Below are 17,425 nucleotides of genomic sequence, written 5' to 3'. Positions count from 1 at the left end.
AAGTGAGCACCCGCATGCGTCGTACCGCCATATCCATGGCAGCGTCCACCATGGTCCTCTCGCTCGCCGGATGCGGCGCCCTGGGTGTGGGCGGGGGCGGCAGCGACGCGAGTTCGTCCAAGGGCAACGACATCGCCGTGGGCCTGCTGCTGCCCGAGAAGGCCAACTCGCGCTACGACAAGTTCGACTACCCCATCATCAAGAAGCAGGTCGCCTCCCTCACCAAGAACCAGGGACGCGTGGCCTACGCCAACGCCGACCAGGACGCGGACAAGCAGGCCGACCAGATGCAGCAGATGATCGACACGAAGGTCGACGTCATCCTGCTCGACGCGGTCGACTCCCACGCCATCGCCGGCGAGGTCAAGAAGGCCAAGGCCGCCGGTATCCCGGTCATCGCCTACGACCGCCTCGCCGAGGGTCCCATCGACGCGTACATCTCCTTCGACAACGACCTCGTGGGCGAGGTGCAGGGCCGCTCGCTGCTGGAGGCGCTGGGCGCCGGCAGCGAGAACGACAAGATCGTGATGATGAACGGGTCGCCCACCGACCCCAACGCCAAGCAGTTCAAGGAGGGCGCGACCTCCGAGCTGAGCGGCAAGGTGAAGGTCGCCGCGTCGTACGACACCAAGGACTGGGACCCCAAGAACGCCGAGGCCAACATGGCCGCGGCGATCCGCGAGGTCGGTGCGTCCAACATCGCGGGCGTGTACTCCGCCAACGACGGCATGGCCGGCGGCATCATCAAGGCGCTGAAGGCCGCGGGCGTGACCGACATGCCGCCCATCACCGGCCAGGACGCCGAACTCGACGCGGTGCAGCGCATCGTCACCGGCGAGCAGTACATGAGCGTGTACAAGTCCTACCCGCAGGAGGCCGAGAACGCCGCCGAGATGGCGGTCTCCCGGGTCCAGGGCAAGGACATCCAGTTCGACTCCCTGACCCGTGACACGGTCGACAGCCCGACCCAGAAGAAGATTCCCGCCCAGCTGGTCTCCGTGGTCGAGCTCACCAAGGACAACATCAAGGACACCGTCGTCGCCGACGGCATCTACAAGGTGTCCGACATCTGCACGGCGGCGTACAAGTCGGCGTGCGCCGAGGACGGCCTGAAGTAGCGCCTCCGGGCCACCGGCCGAGGCGCACGGGCCGCGCGTCCGCATCCGCGCGGGGCGTGCGCGGGAGCGTGTGAACGCCCTTTCCTGCGACGTGTATGCGTCGAATATCAACCCGGGCCCGGCCGCCGCCTGCCGGGCCCGCGGGCATCCGATTCCCGTGCGCCGGGGCCGGGTTCGGGACCCGGCACGCGTGTACGCGCTGCCCGAACGGGCAGCCTGGCCCGTACGGCGCCCGGTTCGCCGGGCGCCCGCGGCGGCCCGGCACGGCCATTCCCGCCGGGCCCGAACCCTCCCAACACGCCTGCTGCGCAAGGGAAATGGGGTGCCCGACGGGTGGTTTCCGGCTACCGGCCGAGGGGGAGCCGTGTTGCGGAGCCCGTTCGGTCCGCGCATAGTGGCGCTGCGGATGAGGCGGGAACCGGGGGTGGAATGGGCCATGGCCGGGCACGGGACGGACGAGCATCCACACGGTGCTGACCGGCTCTGCGAGGCCGGGGATCGTGTGTATTCCCGAGCCGTGCGGCGGGGCCGAGTGCTGCGCGGGGACGCCGAGCCGGTGCCCTGCCTGGTGGAACTCGCGCTGCTGCACCCCGACCCCGACGACATGGGCTGGCTGGTGCCGACCTCCCCGCAGGAGGTCATGACCCGGCTGCTGCGCGAGGTCCACGCCGAGGTCAGCGAGAGCCGTCAGCGGCTGGGTTCCGCGGTCAGTGCCTTCGAGTGGTACGCCGGGCTCGGCCGTCCCGAGGCCGCCGTGAGTGCCGAGGGTTCCGCGATCCGCGTCCTGGACGGGCTCGCCCGCATCCAGGCCGCCATGGACGCCGCGACGCAGGCCTGCACCACCGAGGTGCTGACCGTGCAGCCCGGCGGCATCCGGCGCGAGGACGAGCTGTCCGAGGGGCTGCACCGGGCGCTCGCCCTGCGGGGGCGGGGCGTGCGGATGCGGGACCTGTACACGCACGTCGCCCGGCACGGCCAGGGGCTGCTCAACTACCTGGAGCTGATGGGCGACACGGTCGAGGCCCGCACCCTCGACGAGGTCATCGACCGGCTGATCCTGTTCGACCGCACGGTGGCCTTCATCCCCGCGAACGCCGACCGCACCATGGCCCTCGAACTGCGCCACCCCGGCCTCGTGGAGTACCTCTGCACGGTCTTCGACCGGCTGTGGCGCCTCGCGATCCCACTGACCGCGCCGCTGCCCGACACCGGCATCGAGGGCATCTCGCACCGCGAGCAGTCCATCGCCGCGCTGCTCGCCGAGGGCCACCAGGACGCCGTGATCGCCGAACGCCTCGGCATCAGCGTGCGCACCTGCCGCGCCCACATCGCCCGCCTCTCGGAGACGCTGGGCGCCGCCAGCCGTACCCAACTCGGCGTGCGCATCGCCCAGGTGGGCCTCGACGGCCGCCGCGGCACCGCGGGGACGGAGCCGGAGACCCCGGTGCGGGTCCCGGACCGGGAGTCCCCGACGGCCCGGTGAGCCGGCCGGGCCGGCCGGTCCGGGAGGCTACAGGTCGTTGCCCAGGATGCCCGACTGCGCGATCAGGAAGCCGAGTTGGGCCCTGCTGCCGCTGCCCAGGGCCGTCGCGAGCTTGGCGATGTGGGCGCGGCACGTGCGCACGTTCATGCCCAGGCGGCGCGCTATCGCCTCGTCGACGTGGCCCTCCACGAGGAGCTTGGCGATCGAGTGCTGGATGTTGGTGATGCCGTCGGGCGCGGTCTCGTAGGGGGCGCCGGCGGTGAGCGGGACCGCGCGGTTCCACATGAACTCGAAGACCTTGATCAGATAGCGGATCAGGCCGGGCTGCCGCAGCTCCAGGGCCACCTGCTGGTCGTCGCGGGTGGGGATGAAGGCCACCGTCTCGTCGCAGATGATGAGCCGTTCGACGAGTTCGTCGATGGTGCGGTACTCGACCTTGCCGTTGGCGAGCTGGCCCACGTAGGCCAGCTTCTCCTGGTTGTAGCGGGCGGTGTGCTGGTACAGGGTGCGGATGCGCACGCCGCGTTCGGTCAGCGGGCGGTCGCGCTCCAGGCCGCGCAGCAGGCTGCGTTCCGAGTACCGGTCGCTGGGCTGCACGGTGAGCACCTCGGTGCGGCACTGGGTGGTGGCCAGGTTGAGGGCGGCGTTGATGCGTTCGCCGCCCTCCAGCACGGTGATCGAGTCGGTGGAGGACGCCGGCTGGGTGCTGAGCGCCATGAACGGCTCCAGCGCCTGGGCCAGTTCGACGGACAGCCGCCTGCGTTCGGTGATCTCCCGCTCTATGGGGTTGAGTTGGCGGGCCAGCGCGACCGGCGCCGGCACCGGCCGCAGCAGTTCCGGATCGTCGGGGTCCGGCTGGAGCAGGGCGAATTCCATGAGGCAGGGGGCGGGTTCGGCCGCCGAGCGGGGCACCCCTCCGGCCCGCAGCGCGAGCGCGTAGAGGCGGCTCCCGTCGCCGCACATCTCGGTCATCGCATGGGGATGTACGTCTTTAGCCCGATTCGTTGTCAAATCTCCACCCCCCAGGACCCTGAACGTGCAGGAACATGATGCATCGATTATGTGGTCACGGCGTGTCCGAATAAGCCATCGTCTTAGTCGACGGGGGAGAGGGGACCTTCAAGTGAGGACGAAGCCGACTATGGGTAAGAGATTGCTCCGCTCGGTGCTGGTAGCCGCTTTCTCCGCCGCGCTGGCGTTGGGGGCGATCAGCGGGATCTCCGGTGAGAAGACCGGAGTTCGAGCTGATACCAGTTGGCCGGGGATCGTCAAGAGTGTGAAGACGGCGAGTGACACGAGCTGGCCCGTGGCGCCTACGGACGCCGTCTCGGGGAGCTGACGTGGCCACCCCCCCGGACGACCGGTCCTTCCGCCGTGAGATGGCGACGGCCTACCGGTCCGGCTGGCACTTCATCGACCTGGTCACCGCTCTCCCCCACAACGGTGACTCCCTGATGGTGACCGTGTTCGGCGAACCGGTCGTCGTCACCAGGGACGAGGACGAGGACGTCCGGGCGTACCGGTGTCTGCGACGGCCCAGGGGCGCCCCACAGCCCGTCCGGTGCGCCGTCCGGTACGGAATGATCTTTGTGAACCTCGACCAGCGGGACCACCGCCTGGCCGACCCGGGGCCCACGGCCGCGGACGTACGAACCATCACAGCCACCCCCCGCAGCGCCTGACGCGATTCCCCCGAAGTAACAAGATCGCCCAGGCGCTCCCCCAACAGCGGCGTCACCGTGACCTGAACACGGTGACGCCGCTGTGTTGTCCGCCGCCGGCGCCGGACGTGCGCCCCGGGGGCCGCGTGTCCGCCCAGCGCGGCGGGCCACCGCGCGGGTGTCCGGAATCCGGTGAGCGGCCCGTTCCGGAGACGGCTGAAAATCGACGGGCACTCCACCCCCGCTCGTCCCTGTCCGCCCCACGCGGCGCGCTTCGCCCCGTACGGGCGGGTTCTCAGCCGTGTCCGAGCCGCCGGGTCACCTCGATCTCGATCACCACGCGGTCCGGGTTCGGGGACGGGACGCGCGTGTACCGCTCGGTGTAGCGCCGCTCCGCCTCCGCGACGCGCTCCGCGTCGGTGCGCACCCGGGCGCGCCCCTCCAGGGTCGCCCAGCGCCGGCCGTCCACCTGGCACACCGCCACCCGGGCGCCCGCCTCGCCCGCGGCCAGGACGTGCCGTGCCTTCGCGCTCGCCCCGTTGGTGATCACCCGGGCGAGCCCCGCCGCCGCGTCGTACGTGACCCCGACCGGCACGACGTGCGGGCTGCCGTCCGCGCGGTGCGTGGTCAGCGTGCACAGGTGGCGCTCCCGCCAGAAGGCCAGGTAGAGGGCGTCGGGGGCGTTCTCGGCGCCGGTGGCGGTGTCCGGGTCCGGGAGACTCGCCGCATTCGCGGTACTCGGGGTGTCCGCGGTGTTCGTGCGGTGCGCGGTGTTCATGTCCGGAATCTAGCGCTTCGGGCCGGAGCGGTACCGGGTGCTCGCTGTCGGCGAACGCGTGCGGGAACAGGCTCCCGGCACGACGTTGAGTGGAATAGACTCAACTTTGTGCACGTTGACCGAGTCAGCTGCGGGTGACGCGGCGGACAGGGCACGAGAGCCGATCGACGCAAGGAGGAGTACGCGAAAGTGGATGCCGAGCTGACCAACAGGAGCCGGGACGCGCTGAGCGCGGCCACCAACCGGGCCGTGACCGGGGGCCACCCGGACCTGACCCCCGCCCACCTGCTCCTCGCGCTGCTTGAGGGCCAGGACAACGAGAACATCACCGACCTGCTGGCCGCCGTCGAGGCCGACGCCCCGGCCGTGCGCACCGGCGCCGAGCGGGTGCTCGCCTCCCTGCCCAGCGTCACCGGCTCCACCGTCGCGCCGCCCCAGCCCAACCGCGATCTCCTCGCGGTCATCGCCGACGCGGCGGACCGTGCCCGGGACCTCGGCGACGAGTACCTGTCCACCGAGCACCTGCTGATCGGCATCGCCGCCAAGGGCGGTCCGGCCGGCGACGTACTCTCCCGGCAGGGGGCCGGTGCGAAGCGGTTGCAGGAGGCCTTCACCGAGGCAAGGGGAGGACGACGGGTGACCACACCCGACCCGGAGGGTCAGTACAAGGCGCTGGAGAAGTTCGGCACCGACTTCACCGAGGCGGCGCGCGAGGGCAAGCTCGACCCCGTCATCGGCCGCGACCACGAGATCCGGCGCGTCGTGCAGGTGCTCTCCCGGCGCACCAAGAACAACCCCGTCCTCATCGGCGAGCCCGGCGTCGGCAAGACCGCCGTCGTGGAGGGCCTGGCCCAGCGCATCGTCAAGGGCGACGTCCCGGAGTCGCTGAAGAACAAGCGGCTCGTCTCGCTCGACCTCGGCGCGATGGTCGCGGGCGCCAAGTACCGCGGCGAGTTCGAGGAGCGGCTGAAGACCGTCCTCGCCGAGATCAAGGAGTCCGACGGGCAGGTCATCACGTTCATCGACGAGCTGCACACCGTTGTGGGCGCGGGCGCCGGCGGCGACTCCTCGATGGACGCGGGCAACATGCTCAAGCCCATGCTGGCCCGCGGCGAGCTGCGGATGGTGGGCGCCACCACCCTCGACGAGTACCGCGAGCGCATCGAGAAGGACCCGGCGCTGGAGCGGCGCTTCCAGCAGGTGCTGGTCGCCGAGCCGACCGTCGAGGACACCGTCGCGATCCTGCGCGGCCTCAAGGGGCGCTACGAGGCGCACCACAAGGTGCAGATCGCGGACAGCGCGCTGGTCGCCGCCGCGACCCTGTCCGACCGCTACATCACCTCCCGCTTCCTGCCCGACAAGGCCATCGACCTCGTCGACGAGGCGGCCTCCCGGCTGCGCATGGAGATCGACTCCTCGCCCGTCGAGATCGACGAACTCCAGCGCGGCGTCGACCGGTTGCGCATGGAGGAGCTGGCGCTGAGCAAGGAGACCGACGCGGCCTCCCGCGAGCGCCTGGAGAAGCTGCGCCGCGACCTCGCCGACCGCGAGGAGGAGCTGCGCGGCCTCAACGCCCGCTGGGAGAAGGAGAAGCAGTCCCTGAACCGGGTCGGCGAGCTGAAGGAGAAGCTCGACGAACTGCGCGGCCAGGCCGAACGGGCCCAGCGCGACGGGGACTTCGACACCGCGTCCAAGCTGCTGTACGGCGAGATCCCGGACCTGGAGCGCGACCTGGAGGCCGCCTCGCAGGACGAGATGGCCGCCGCGAGCGACACGATGGTCAAGGAGGAGGTCGGACCCGACGACATCGCGGACGTGGTGGGCGCCTGGACCGGCATCCCGGCCGGTCGCCTGCTGGAGGGCGAGACCCAGAAACTCCTGCGCATGGAGGAGGAGTTGGGCCGCCGCCTGATCGGCCAGCAGGAAGCCGTGCGCGCGGTGTCCGACGCGGTGCGCCGCACCCGGGCCGGCATCGCCGACCCGGACCGGCCCACCGGTTCGTTCCTCTTCCTCGGTCCGACCGGTGTCGGCAAGACCGAACTGGCCAAGGCACTGGCCGACTTCCTCTTCGACGACGAGCGGGCGATGATCCGCATCGACATGTCGGAGTACGGCGAGAAGCACAGCGTCGCCCGGCTGGTCGGCGCCCCGCCCGGGTACGTCGGCTACGAGGAGGGCGGCCAGCTCACCGAGGCGGTCCGCCGCCGGCCGTACAGCGTCGTGCTGCTCGACGAGGTGGAGAAGGCGCACCCGGAGGTCTTCGACGTCCTGCTCCAGGTGCTGGACGACGGCCGTCTCACCGACGGCCAGGGCCGCACGGTCGACTTCCGCAACACCATCCTGGTCCTCACCTCCAACCTGGGCAGCCAGTTCCTCACGGACCCGCTGACCGGCCCGGACGAGAAGAAGGCGCAGGTGCTCGACGTCGTACGGGCGTCCTTCAAGCCGGAGTTCCTCAACCGGCTGGACGACCTGGTGGTCTTCTCGGCGCTCGACGAGGGCGAGCTGAGCCGTATCGCCCGGCTCCAGACCGACCGTCTGGCCAAGCGGCTCGCCGAGCGCAGGCTCACCCTGGAGATCAGCGACGAGGCGCTGGCGTGGCTGGCCCGCGAGGGCAACGACCCGGCCTACGGCGCCCGTCCGCTGCGCCGCCTGGTGCAGACGGCGATCGGGGACCGGCTCGCCCGGGAGATCCTGTCCGGCGAGGTCAAGGACGGCGACACGGTGCGGGTGGACGTCTTCGGCGACGACCTGATCGTGGGCGCGGCGGCGAAGGACGCGGCGGCCCCCGTGGAATCGCCCGCGGAGCCGGCGGCTCCCGCGGACACGGGCAAGACGCTCTGAGGCGGGGGCGGGGCCGCCCCGCCCGCTTCCGCGCCCCTCCCCGAGGGCCCGTCACCTGCGAGGTGACGGGCCCTCGGGCTGTCCGGGGCCCGCCGTCGGCCATCTCCAACAGGCAGGCCCCGCAAGGCTTTTGGGAAACCCACAACCCTCGGAGTCCTTGACACCGCAAATGGTCTAGTCCAAATATGGGTGCGTCCCACCGAGGTACCGATCACCGCTGTCCCGGGCGCGCCCCCATCGCCATCCCGGACGCGTTCACCTGCCGTTTTCCTCCGCCCGGGAGCACGCATGCGCCGATCGTCCAGCCCCTCCAGACGACTGCCCGCCCTTCTCACCAGCCTCGCCGCCACCGTCGCCGCCTCCGCGGGGCTGCTCGCGGGCGGCGCGGGAACGGCCGCGGCGGCCGAGCACGTCAACCCCGTGCCCGCCCACGTCTACTCCCCGTACTTCGAGGCGTACAACGGCGACGACCCGGCCGCGCTCGCCAAGGCGTCCGGCGTCCACTACGAGACGCTCGCCTTCCTCGGCACCGACGCGCCGGGATCGTGCACCGCCTACTGGAACAACGACACCACCACCCCGATCGGCTCGCCCGCCTACCGCAGGGCAGCCGCCACGATCCAGCGCGGCGGGGGCCAGGTCATCCCGTCCTTCGGGGGCTACGGCGCGGACACCACCGGCACCGACATCGCCGACAGCTGCACCGACGTGCACGCCATCGCCAAGGTCTTCGAGGACGTCCTCACCACGTACCGCACCGGCCGCATCGACCTGGACGTCGAGGCCGACTCGCTCAACGACACGGCCGCCGTCACCCGCCGCAACCAGGCGGTCGCCGAGGTCCAGGCGTGGGCCCGGCGCACCGGCAGGCAGGCCGAGTTCGTCTACACCCTGCCCACCACCACGACCGGGCTCGGCGCGACCGGCGTCGCGCTGCTCCAGGACGCGGTGCGCCAGCACGCCCGTATCGACGTGGTCAACGCCATGGCCTTCGACTACTGGGACGGCGCCACCCACGAGATGGGCACCGCGGCCGAGACCGCCGCGAGCGGCGTCTACGACCAGCTCCACGCGCTGCTGCCGAACCGGTCCTCCCGCGAGCTGTGGGGCTCGATCGGCATCACCCTGATGCCCGGCATCGACGACTACGGCCCCGAGGAGACCACCACCCTCGCCGACGTGCGCACCTTCGAGACCTGGGCGTCGCGGCACGGCCTCGCCGAGGTCTCCGTCTGGGCCCTCCAGCGGGACAACGGCGGCTGCCCCGGCACCAAGGGCGCCGGCACCTGCTCGGGCATCGACCAGCCCGAGTGGGCCGCCAGCCACATCCTGGAGCACTTCACCTCCGGCGGCCGCGACTCCGGTCCGGGCCGCCACTGACGGCACGGCCCCCGGCCCGCCCGCACGACCCCCGGGCCCTCCCCGCCCGGTCATGTCACGGCCCCGGCTCCGCGCGAGCCGGGGCCGCGGCGCGTCCCGCCGGGGCCGCCCGGCGCCTCCCGTCCGTTCCGGCTCTCCGATCATCGGCCCTGGCTTGCCACTACCGGTCCGGCATAGGGAGGATGGGCAGATCCGTACGAAGGGAAATTCACGGTGACCATCGACCCGTCCTCGATTCCGAACTTCGGGGGCCAGCAGCCCGAGCCGCAGCCCGAAGGTGGCCCGGCAGGCCCCGTCGTTCCGGATCAGGACCTCGTGAAGCAGCTCCTCGAACAGATGGAGCTGAAGTATGTCGTCGACGACGAGGGTGACCTGGCGGCTCCGTGGGAGCAGTTCCGTACGTACTTCATGTTCCGCGGTGAGGACGAGCAGCAGGTCTTCTCGGTGCGCACGTTCTACGACCGCCCGCACCAGATCGAGGCCAAGCCGCAGCTCCTGGAGGCCATCGACGACTGGAACCGCCGCACCCTGTGGCCCAAGGTCTACAGCCACACCCACGACGACGGCACGGTCCGCCTCATCGGTGAGGCGCAGATGCTCATCGGCACCGGCGTCAGCCTGGAGCACTTCGTGTCGTCGACGGTGAGCTGGGTGCGGGCCGCCATCGAGTTCGACAAGTGGCTCGTCGACCACCTCGGCCTGGAGCAGGACATCGACGACGCGGACAAGCCGCAGGACGACGACGAGTAGGCGAAGGCGCTCATGACGGCGCCCTACAGCGGTGTGCGGGCGACCAGCACCACGTAGGCGCCGTACGCGAACGAGAGCCCGGCCAGGGCCGCGACCACCACGGTCGCGTGCCAGGGCCGGGCTCTCGCCGTCCGCACCAGCGCCCGCGCGAGCGGCAGCAGCAGCGGGAACGCGGGCAGCAGGAACCGCGGCTTGGACCCGAAGAACCCCGAGCCGCCCAGCACCACGAGCAGCAGCACGCCGCTGTAGACCACGAGCGGCAGCGGGGCGCGGTCGGCGACCAGCAGCGCGTACAGCACGACGCCTGCCGCCACGATGACCAGGACCATCGGGAACACGAACCGGTCGCCCTGGAGCAGCAGGTGCCGCACGAAGCCCAGCGCGCCCTGCCCGAGGTCGAAGCGCGAGCCCCACAGGTCCTGCACGCGGAAGTAGCCGCCGAACAGGTCGCCGGTGCGCCGGCCCACCCACAGCACGTACGCGGTCCAGCCGAGCGGCGCGAGCGCGGCGCCCGTCCACAGCCTGTGGGAAACCCGGCCGCGCCGACGCCACGCCTCCCAGGCCGCCGCGACGATCACCGCAGCGGCGACGGCGAACCCGTTGGGCCGCGACAGTCCGGCGAGCGCGGCCAGCGACCCGGCCCACACCCACCGCCCGCGCAGCACCGCGTACAGCGACCAGGCGGCGAAGGCGGTGAGCACCGGTTCCGTGTACGCCATCGACAGCACCACGGAGTGCGGCAGCAGGCCCCACAGCACGACCAGGGCGGTGCCGACGGCGCGGCCGTGCAGGTGGGCGCCGATCGCGTAGATGCCGCACGCGGCGGCACAGGCGGCGAGCCAGGACACCGCGAGTCCCGCGGCGTCGTCGCCGAGCGGGGTGATCGCGGCGACGGTCCGCACGAGCGCCGGGTACAGCGGGAAGAACGCCAGGTCGCTGTGGACGACGCCGGGCCGGAAATGCTCCGTACGGCCGTATCCGTGCGCGGCGATCCCGAGGTACCACATGGAGTCCCAGGACCGCCCGAGCACGGCGAGCGGCTCCCGCCCGAGGGCCCAGGCGGCCATGGCGAGCACGGCGGCACCGGCCAGCCGCACCGCCGCGAACAGCCCGAGAGCACCGCCGACCGCCGCGAAGGGGGAGAGCCGCGACCGGGCCCGGCTGACGACGCCGGACTCCGCGGCGGCGTTGGGAACGAGGGTGGAGGCATGCATCACACCCCGCACAGTGCAGGTCCGCCGCCCCGGACGCGAACGATGAGCGTCCGTGCGGGTACGGATGCGAGGGACCCGGCGTGTCGGCGTGACGGGGCGGGGCGGGGGCGCGTAGGGCCGCCGGTGGCGGTGCGTGGATGCGGCCTCAACGGCCGTGCTGGACAAGGGGGTTGAGGCCTCGCTCGGCGGTCAGTACGGACTGTCGGCCAGGACCCAGGGGTGCCGGCGTACCGGCTGCGGGCTGCCCGGACTGCCCGGCCTTGTACTCAGATCGTGGTCTGAGTAAACTCTGATTATGTCTACCGCGCGCCTGGAAGCAGAAACGGAATCCGTCTCCTTCACCGACCTCTCCCGCAATCCCAAGGGTGTCGCGGCCAGGGCTGCTGCCCTGGGGCGGCTTCGGGTCACGCATCGGGACGCGCCGGACATGGTTTTGACCACGGCCGTGCGTGCGGAGGGCGTGGAGGAGAACCTGACGACCGCGTCGCGGCTCTTCCTCGCCCTGATGAAGCAGGACGACGGTGCCAGGGCGCTCCTCCTCGCCCTGCCCGAGGTGTTTCCCTGGGCGCGGCACTTGGACGCGGAAGAGGTCCGGGCCTTCACCGTCGAGCTTCTTGAAGCACTGTCGGACGCCGCCGAACTGGGGGCGGGAGAGGCCGTGCACCGGGCGATCGTCTCTTGGCGCGCCACGGCTCGCATCAACGCCGATCCCGAGCAGCTCAGGGAATCACTCCGTCCGCTCGACGGCGATGACCTCGGCCAGGTCGAGGTGCGTGGGTGAGCCCGAAGAAGGGGGATCGAGTCAGCGTTCCGCCCCTCAGCGGGTGGAACGTCGTCTTCGGGACCACGGAGGCGGTGACGGGCTGGGAGGAGCTGTGCCGCGTGGCCCTGCCGAGCGCGCATCGCTGCCTGGACGCTCTCCGCAGTGACCCCCTGACCCGGTCCAACTGGAATCGCCAGCACCAGTTGCGCGGCAGGCACGCCACCAAGGTCTGGAAAGGCTCCGACCTGGAGCAGTGGGAGTACGAGGTCACCAGCGGCGGGCGGGTGCGCTACCTGGTCAGCGCGGAGACTTCCACGGTGATCCTCGTGTACGCCTCGCCGCGGCACCCCAAGGACACCGAGTGAACCGGCGGCGCCTTTCGTGCCCTGTCAGACCGCCAGTCGCTTGAGGCGGGTCGTCGCCTCTTCCAGCACGCCCTTCCGTTTGCAGAACGTGAACCGCACCTGGCTGCGCCCCGCCTCCGGGTCGTCGTAGAACACCGAGTTGGGGACCGCGACGACGCCGCAACGCTCGGGCAGGGCGCGGCAGAAGGCGTAGGCGTCCTTCTCGCCGAAGGGGGCGACGTCCGTGGTGACGAAGTACGTGCCCTGCGGCAGGTAGACCTCGAAGCCGGCCGCGGTGAGGCCGTCGGCCAGCAGGTCGCGCTTGCTCCGCAGGTCGGCGCGGAGGCCGTCGAAGAAGGAGTCCGGCAGGCGCAGCGCCTCGGCCACGGCGTACTGGAACGGGCCCGCGCTGACGTAGGTCAGGTACTGCTTGGCCGTCCTGACGGCGGTGACGAGCGGGGCGCTCGCCGTGACCCAGCCGACCTTCCACCCCGTGAACGAGAACGTCTTGCCGGCGGAGGAGATGGAGACCGTGCGCTCGCGCATGCCGGGGAACGCGGCGATCGGGACGTGCGCGGTGCCGTCGAAGGTCAGGTGTTCGTAGACCTCGTCGGTGACGACCAGCAGGTCGTGCTCCACGGCGAGCGCGGCGATCGCGCCCAGTTCGTCGCGGGTGAGGACCGTGCCGGTCGGGTTGTGCGGGGTGTTGAGGAGGAGCAGGCGGGTGCGCGGGGTGATCTTGGAGCGGAGTTCGTCGAGGTCAGGGCGGAAGGACGGGGCGCGCAGGGTGAGCGGGACGCGCGTCGCGCCGGCCATGGCGACGCAGGCGGCGTAGGAGTCGTAGAACGGCTCGAAGGCGATCACCTCGTCGCCGGGCTCCAGAAGCGCGAGCATGGCCGCGGCGATCGCCTCGGTGGCGCCCGCGGTGACCAGGACCTCCGTGTCCGGGTCGACGGTCAACTCGTAGAAGCGGCGCTGGTGTTCGCTGATCGCGGCGCGCAGCTCGGGGACGCCGGGGCCGGGCGGGTACTGGTTGCCCCTGCCCTCGCGCAGCGCGCGGACGGCTGCCTCGCGGACCGCCTCCGGGCCGTCGGTGTCCGGGAAGCCCTGCCCGAGGTTGATCGCGCCCGTCGCGGTCGCGAGGGCCGACATCTCCGCGAAGATCGTCGTCCCGAGCCCGTCCAGCCTGCGGTTCAGCAGCGGCCTGGCGTCCATGTCTCCACCGTTCCCACTCGGTACCCGTCGAGTCTGCGGAGACCATCCTGACCCATCACACCCGGGATCGGCACAGGGTGATCAGGATCCCCGGAGCCCGTCGAGCCACGCGTAGAGGTCGCTGAGCAACGGGATGTGCGGCACCTGCGCCGAGGACACGGCCATGATGCCGAGCATCACGACGATGAACAGGCAGCCCCCGCACGAGAAGCAGGAGCAGCAGCTCTCGTCGGAGCCCGAGTCGGAGCGGCGGGTACGCGGGCGGGACACCTGGTTCCACCGGTCGGAGTCCGGGTCGGGGGGCCGCTGCGAGCCGCTCGCGCCCCACCACGGGTCGCCCCCGCTCACGAGGCCGCCCGGGTCGTGATGCCGTGAACCCTGCCGCCGAGCACGTGTCTGTCCGTCATGGTGTGCCTCCCCCTGGCCGTTCCACGGTAGTCAGCGCGGGACCGGCGGCCGGGGAAACGGCCGGAACTACGCTTTCTGGACGATGTGCCGCCCGCCCCTGCCCCCGGCCCCGGGCTGCCCCGCCGCCCGGCGGAAGTCTCTGAAGTTCCTCAACTCCGCTTTGGCGCGCGTCGGCTCCGGGCATCCCCGTTCCACTCGGGTCACTCGTCGAGAAGGGGTGGTCACGACCGGCCGCCCCGGGGGAATCGAAAGGGAGGGTGACGCCATGTTTCCGGGCTTCGTTCTGACGGTGGTGGGGATCTTCTTCGTGGTCTGGCTGGTGTCCCTGGCCGTGTCGCGCGGCAGGGGCCGGTCCGGGCGGTCCCGGCGTTCCGGCTGGTCCTCGGGGGCCTACGGGGCCGGCGCCTCGGGAAGCGACAACAGCTGGTGGACCGGCGACAGCGGATCCTCCTCCGGCGGCGGGCACCACGGCGGCCATCACGGCGGGCACTCCTGCGGTGGCGGCGGCGGCCACTCCTCGTGCGGCGGCGGCTCGTCCTGCGGCGGCGGTTCGTCGTGCGGCGGGGGCGGATCCTCGTGCGGGGGCGGGAGTTGAGCGGCTGACGCCGCGGGAGAGGGCGGGCAGGCGTGCCGGCGGAGATCGGGGGTACCCGCAAAGCCGCCGTACGTCTGTCCGCCGCGGGGCTTCGTTTGAACAGTTGAGCTGTGGGGCCCTCTGAGGGATGGAAACGGCGCGAAATTGGGTAAAAACGCTGTGGCGGCGCCACAGTTCATGATTCCCTCTAAATCGCCGAAGCAGCCCCTCGCCAGCCACCGCCCCCGGAAGTCCCGCAGTCGCCAGCTCCCCGAACCCGGCGGGGCTCCCGACCGGGCCGTCCGGGCCGAACTCCCGGAGTCGACCGGGGTGCGCCGGATCCACACCTCTCCTCCCCCCTTTCGCGTGCTTGCGGAGCCGACCCATGCTCACGACCCTGAACACCGCCTACACCGACACGCGTGCGGCCGACCTGGCCTGGACACTCGGGCGCGAGCCCCTGCCCGCGCTGGCGACCCTCGACCTCGAACTGGCAAGGGCGAAAGTGCAGTTGAGGCTGCTGGGTGCCTCCCACCAGGTCATCCTGGAAGAGGACGGCGGCACCTGCTCGGAGACCGTCGCCTGCATCCCCGGCTCCCGCACCCCCCTCCCGCTGGGAGTCTCCAAGCGGGTGGGTGACTGGGAGTACGAGTTCGCCGCCCGGGTGGAACTCCTCTCGCCCGGCTCGTTCGCCGGCCGTGCCCAGGAGTTGCTCGCCCTCGTGGCCGACCATCCCAACGGCCTGGCGGGCGTCTTCCCCGGCAGTCCGCACGCCTTCACCGCGCTGCTCGCCCAGTGGCACGAGGGCCAGGTGCTCTGGCGCACGTGGCACGCGTACCCGCAGGACGGTCAGTTGGTGGCCACCCGTACCAAGGTGGGGGCCCGGATCCCGGCCGCGGCCTCGCACTGAGGATCGTCCGCCACGGCAACCTCCGTACCGTAAACGCCAGTTGGGGGTGGCCGGTCGTGTCCGTCCGCCGCTTCGTCAAACACCGGCGCGCAAACGCCCGTTGACGCCCCGCCCCCAGTTCCACACGTGTGGGTGACGAAGCGTGCACTCCCCGTGACGTAACGTCGCTACGTGATCGAACCGCACGCCCCTGCCCCGCCCGGCGTCCCGCCGTCCTGGGGCGGCCGGGACCGGGCGTGGCTGCCCGTCCGGCCGCGCACCGGCAGGTTCCTCGTCCTCGCGTGCGTCTTCGTCTGCGCGGCCTGCGGGCTCGTCTACGAGCTCGAACTCGTCGCCCTCGCCTCCTACTTGATCGGTGACACGGTCACGCAGGCATCCGTCGTGCTGTCCGTCATGGTCTTCGCGATGGGCATCGGCTCGCTCGCCGCGAAGGGGCTGCGGGGCAGGGCCGCCGCCGGGTTCGCCGCCGTCGAGGCAGCCCTCGCGCTCGTCGGCGGATGCAGCGCCATGGCGCTGTACGCGGTGTTCGCCTGGACCGGCGGCTGGGGCGGGCTGTGGGTGAACGGGCCGCGCTGCCTGCTCGTCGCCTTCTCGCTGGCCATCGGCCTCCTCATCGGCGCCGAGGTGCCGCTGCTCATGGAGCTGATCCAGCGCATCCGCCGCCAGGACGCGGGCGGCGCGGTCGCCGACCTGTTCGCCGCGGACTACGTCGGCGCCCTCGTCGGCGGCCTCGCGTTCCCCTTCCTCCTACTGCCCTGGCTCGGCCAGCTGACCGGCGCGCTGGTCACCGGCACGGTCAACGCGTTCGCCGGCGGCGCCCTCGTCCTCGGCCTGTTCCGCCGCGACCTGACACCGCGCGGACGGCGGCTGCTGCTCGCCGTCAACGTGCTCGTGATCGGCCTGCTCGCCTCCGCGGCCGTCCTCGCCGACGACTTCGAACGGGCCGCCCGCCAGGCCGTGTACGGGCCGGGCGTACGGGTCGCCGTGCAGACCGACGTGCAGGAGATCGTGCTGACCGGCGGCACCCGGGGCCGCCCCCTCGACCTCTACCTCGACGGCCGGCTGCGGGTCGGCGGACGGGACGAACGCCGCTACCACGAGGCACTGGTGCACCCCGCGATGAGCGGCCCGCACGCCCGCGTCCTGATCCTCGGCGGCGGTGACGGCCTCGCCGCCCGCGAGGTCCTGCGCACCCCCGGCGTACGGCGCGTCGACGTCGTCGAACTCGACCCCGACGTCGTGCGGCTGGCCCGCGACGACCCGGCGCTGTCCCGGCTCAACGGCCACGTGTACGCCGACCCGCGCCTGCACGTCACCACCGAAGACGCCTTCGCCCGGCTGCGCGGGGCGCCGTCCGCCGCGTACGACGTGGTGATCTCCGACCTGCCCGACCCCGGCATCACCGCGAGCACCAAGCTCTACTCGCAGGAGTTCTACGGCCTGGCCCGGCGGGTGCTCGCCCCCGGCGGGCGGCTCGTCGTGCACGCGGGGCCCGTCAGCTCGCGGCGCCGCGCGTTCTGGACGGTCGGATCCACCCTGCGGGCCGCCGGTCTGCGCGCGGTGCCCTACCGGGTGGCCGGCCGCGACCCCGGGTTCGCCGAGGGGCCCGACCGGACGGCGCGTTCCGCGCGCGCCCCGCAGGACTGGGGGTTCTTCCTCGCCGCTCCCGGCCGGCACCCGCCGCCACTGCGTCTCGGGCGCGGCCGGCCGCCGCTGCGGACCCTGGACCCCCGGTCGCTGCGCGCGGACCGGCGCGCGGCCGTCCGGATGCGGATCCGCGGGCTGCCCGCCTCGACACTCGTACATCCGCGGTACTGAGCCGTCCGCCCCGCGGCGGTGCGCGGCGGCGTGCCCGTCCGGAGCAGTGCGCGCGGGGCGGTGCCGCGCGTGCCGGGAAGGGCGGCGGGGGCGTACGCGCGCGGTGCGGACCATGTACGAATCCGGTGGGAGCCGGGTGCGGTTCCCGGTGTGCTGGGTAGGCTC

Annotated in this window: 14 protein-coding genes and 1 pseudogene; 10 read left to right on the top strand and 5 right to left on the bottom strand. The window is 72.0% G+C overall.

Features of this window, described 5'->3' with window-relative positions; translation table 11 throughout:
• Positions 1 to 35: 35 nt before the first annotated feature.
• Both ACFZA0_RS09730 and ACFZA0_RS09725 read left to right on the top strand, forming a co-directional pair.
• Positions 36 to 1,118 carry a substrate-binding domain-containing protein gene (locus tag ACFZA0_RS09730; protein ID WP_391013729.1) on the top strand — a complete coding sequence of 361 codons (1,083 nt, stop codon included), beginning with the start codon at positions 36 to 38 and terminating at the stop codon, positions 1,116 to 1,118.
• Between the two features lie 436 nt (positions 1,119 to 1,554).
• Positions 1,555 to 2,601, top strand: a complete 1,047-nt coding sequence (locus ACFZA0_RS09725; protein WP_391013727.1) for a LuxR C-terminal-related transcriptional regulator — start codon at positions 1,555 to 1,557, stop codon at positions 2,599 to 2,601.
• Positions 2,602 to 2,628: 27 nt separating this feature from the next.
• Here the strand turns inward: ACFZA0_RS09725 and ACFZA0_RS09720 are convergent, their stop codons facing one another.
• On the bottom strand, positions 2,629 to 3,573 hold the full coding sequence (locus ACFZA0_RS09720; RefSeq protein WP_391013725.1) for a helix-turn-helix transcriptional regulator: 945 nt from the start codon (positions 3,571 to 3,573) through the stop codon (positions 2,629 to 2,631).
• Positions 3,574 to 3,941: 368 nt separating this feature from the next.
• Between ACFZA0_RS09720 and ACFZA0_RS09715 the strand changes: the two genes are divergently transcribed.
• Positions 3,942 to 4,283, top strand: a complete 342-nt coding sequence (locus ACFZA0_RS09715) for a hypothetical protein (protein WP_391013724.1) — start codon at positions 3,942 to 3,944, stop codon at positions 4,281 to 4,283.
• A gap of 274 nt (positions 4,284 to 4,557) precedes the next feature.
• Here the strand turns inward: ACFZA0_RS09715 and ACFZA0_RS09710 are convergent, their stop codons facing one another.
• Positions 4,558 to 5,040, bottom strand: a complete 483-nt coding sequence (locus ACFZA0_RS09710; protein WP_391013722.1) for a TIGR03618 family F420-dependent PPOX class oxidoreductase — start codon at positions 5,038 to 5,040, stop codon at positions 4,558 to 4,560.
• A gap of 189 nt (positions 5,041 to 5,229) precedes the next feature.
• Between ACFZA0_RS09710 and clpB the strand changes: the two are divergent.
• The 3 genes and pseudogenes from clpB to ACFZA0_RS09695 form a co-directional block, all read left to right on the top strand.
• Positions 5,230 to 7,809, top strand: a pseudogene (clpB, locus tag ACFZA0_RS09705) (ATP-dependent chaperone ClpB); the annotation flags it as partial.
• Between the two features lie 363 nt (positions 7,810 to 8,172).
• Positions 8,173 to 9,264, top strand: coding sequence for a chitinase (locus ACFZA0_RS09700; RefSeq protein ID WP_391013720.1), 1,092 nt, complete (start codon positions 8,173 to 8,175; stop codon positions 9,262 to 9,264).
• 213 nt (positions 9,265 to 9,477) lie between these two features.
• On the top strand, positions 9,478 to 10,014 hold the full coding sequence (locus ACFZA0_RS09695) for a YbjN domain-containing protein (protein ID WP_391013718.1): 537 nt from the start codon (positions 9,478 to 9,480) through the stop codon (positions 10,012 to 10,014).
• Between the two features lie 23 nt (positions 10,015 to 10,037).
• Here ACFZA0_RS09695 and ACFZA0_RS09690 read toward each other — a convergent pair whose 3' ends face one another.
• Positions 10,038 to 11,228, bottom strand: a complete 1,191-nt coding sequence (locus ACFZA0_RS09690; RefSeq protein WP_391013717.1) for a hypothetical protein — start codon at positions 11,226 to 11,228, stop codon at positions 10,038 to 10,040.
• A 295-nt stretch (positions 11,229 to 11,523) separates the two neighbouring features.
• Here ACFZA0_RS09690 and ACFZA0_RS09685 point away from each other — a divergent pair, with 295 nt between their 5' ends.
• Complete coding sequence (locus ACFZA0_RS09685) at positions 11,524 to 12,009, top strand: prevent-host-death family protein (protein WP_391013715.1); 486 nt, start codon at positions 11,524 to 11,526, stop codon at positions 12,007 to 12,009.
• Positions 12,006 to 12,356 carry a hypothetical protein gene (locus tag ACFZA0_RS09680; protein WP_391013713.1) on the top strand — a complete coding sequence of 117 codons (351 nt, stop codon included), beginning with the start codon at positions 12,006 to 12,008 and terminating at the stop codon, positions 12,354 to 12,356. Before ACFZA0_RS09685 ends, ACFZA0_RS09680 begins: the two co-directional genes overlap by 4 nt.
• A gap of 24 nt (positions 12,357 to 12,380) precedes the next feature.
• Here the strand turns inward: ACFZA0_RS09680 and ACFZA0_RS09675 are convergent, their stop codons facing one another.
• On the bottom strand, positions 12,381 to 13,550 hold the full coding sequence (locus tag ACFZA0_RS09675) for a pyridoxal phosphate-dependent aminotransferase (RefSeq protein ID WP_391013711.1): 1,170 nt from the start codon (positions 13,548 to 13,550) through the stop codon (positions 12,381 to 12,383).
• An 81-nt stretch (positions 13,551 to 13,631) separates the two neighbouring features.
• Positions 13,632 to 13,898 (bottom strand): hypothetical protein, encoded by a 267-nt coding sequence (locus tag ACFZA0_RS09670; RefSeq protein WP_391013709.1) that lies wholly within the window; start codon positions 13,896 to 13,898, stop codon positions 13,632 to 13,634.
• A 1,019-nt stretch (positions 13,899 to 14,917) separates the two neighbouring features.
• Here ACFZA0_RS09670 and ACFZA0_RS09665 point away from each other — a divergent pair.
• Both ACFZA0_RS09665 and ACFZA0_RS09660 read left to right on the top strand, forming a co-directional pair.
• Positions 14,918 to 15,442, top strand: coding sequence for a DUF2617 family protein (locus ACFZA0_RS09665; RefSeq protein ID WP_391013707.1), 525 nt, complete (start codon positions 14,918 to 14,920; stop codon positions 15,440 to 15,442).
• Between the two features lie 171 nt (positions 15,443 to 15,613).
• Positions 15,614 to 17,260, top strand: a complete 1,647-nt coding sequence (locus ACFZA0_RS09660) for a polyamine aminopropyltransferase (RefSeq protein WP_391013705.1) — start codon at positions 15,614 to 15,616, stop codon at positions 17,258 to 17,260.
• Positions 17,261 to 17,425 lie beyond the last annotated feature (165 nt).

This window comes from Streptomyces sp. NPDC008150 (assembly GCF_042956945.1).
Taxonomy (GTDB): domain Bacteria; phylum Actinomycetota; class Actinomycetes; order Streptomycetales; family Streptomycetaceae; genus Streptomyces.
Note: the sequence above shows the minus strand (reverse complement) of the source record. Positions and strands in the feature narration are given on the sequence as shown.

Coding starts and splice junctions, on each gene's coding strand:
- ACFZA0_RS09730 (WP_391013729.1), top strand. CDS start 36: ATGGCAGCGTCCACCATGGTCCTCTCGCTCGCCGGATGCGGCGCCCTG.
- ACFZA0_RS09725 (WP_391013727.1), top strand. CDS start 1,555: ATGGCCGGGCACGGGACGGACGAGCATCCACACGGTGCTGACCGGCTC.
- ACFZA0_RS09720 (WP_391013725.1), bottom strand. CDS start 3,573: ATGACCGAGATGTGCGGCGACGGGAGCCGCCTCTACGCGCTCGCGCTG.
- ACFZA0_RS09710 (WP_391013722.1), bottom strand. CDS start 5,040: ATGAACACCGCGCACCGCACGAACACCGCGGACACCCCGAGTACCGCG.
- ACFZA0_RS09700 (WP_391013720.1), top strand. CDS start 8,173: ATGCGCCGATCGTCCAGCCCCTCCAGACGACTGCCCGCCCTTCTCACC.
- ACFZA0_RS09690 (WP_391013717.1), bottom strand. CDS start 11,228: ATGCATGCCTCCACCCTCGTTCCCAACGCCGCCGCGGAGTCCGGCGTC.
- ACFZA0_RS09685 (WP_391013715.1), top strand. CDS start 11,524: ATGTCTACCGCGCGCCTGGAAGCAGAAACGGAATCCGTCTCCTTCACC.
- ACFZA0_RS09675 (WP_391013711.1), bottom strand. CDS start 13,550: ATGGACGCCAGGCCGCTGCTGAACCGCAGGCTGGACGGGCTCGGGACG.
- ACFZA0_RS09665 (WP_391013707.1), top strand. CDS start 14,918: ATGCTCACGACCCTGAACACCGCCTACACCGACACGCGTGCGGCCGAC.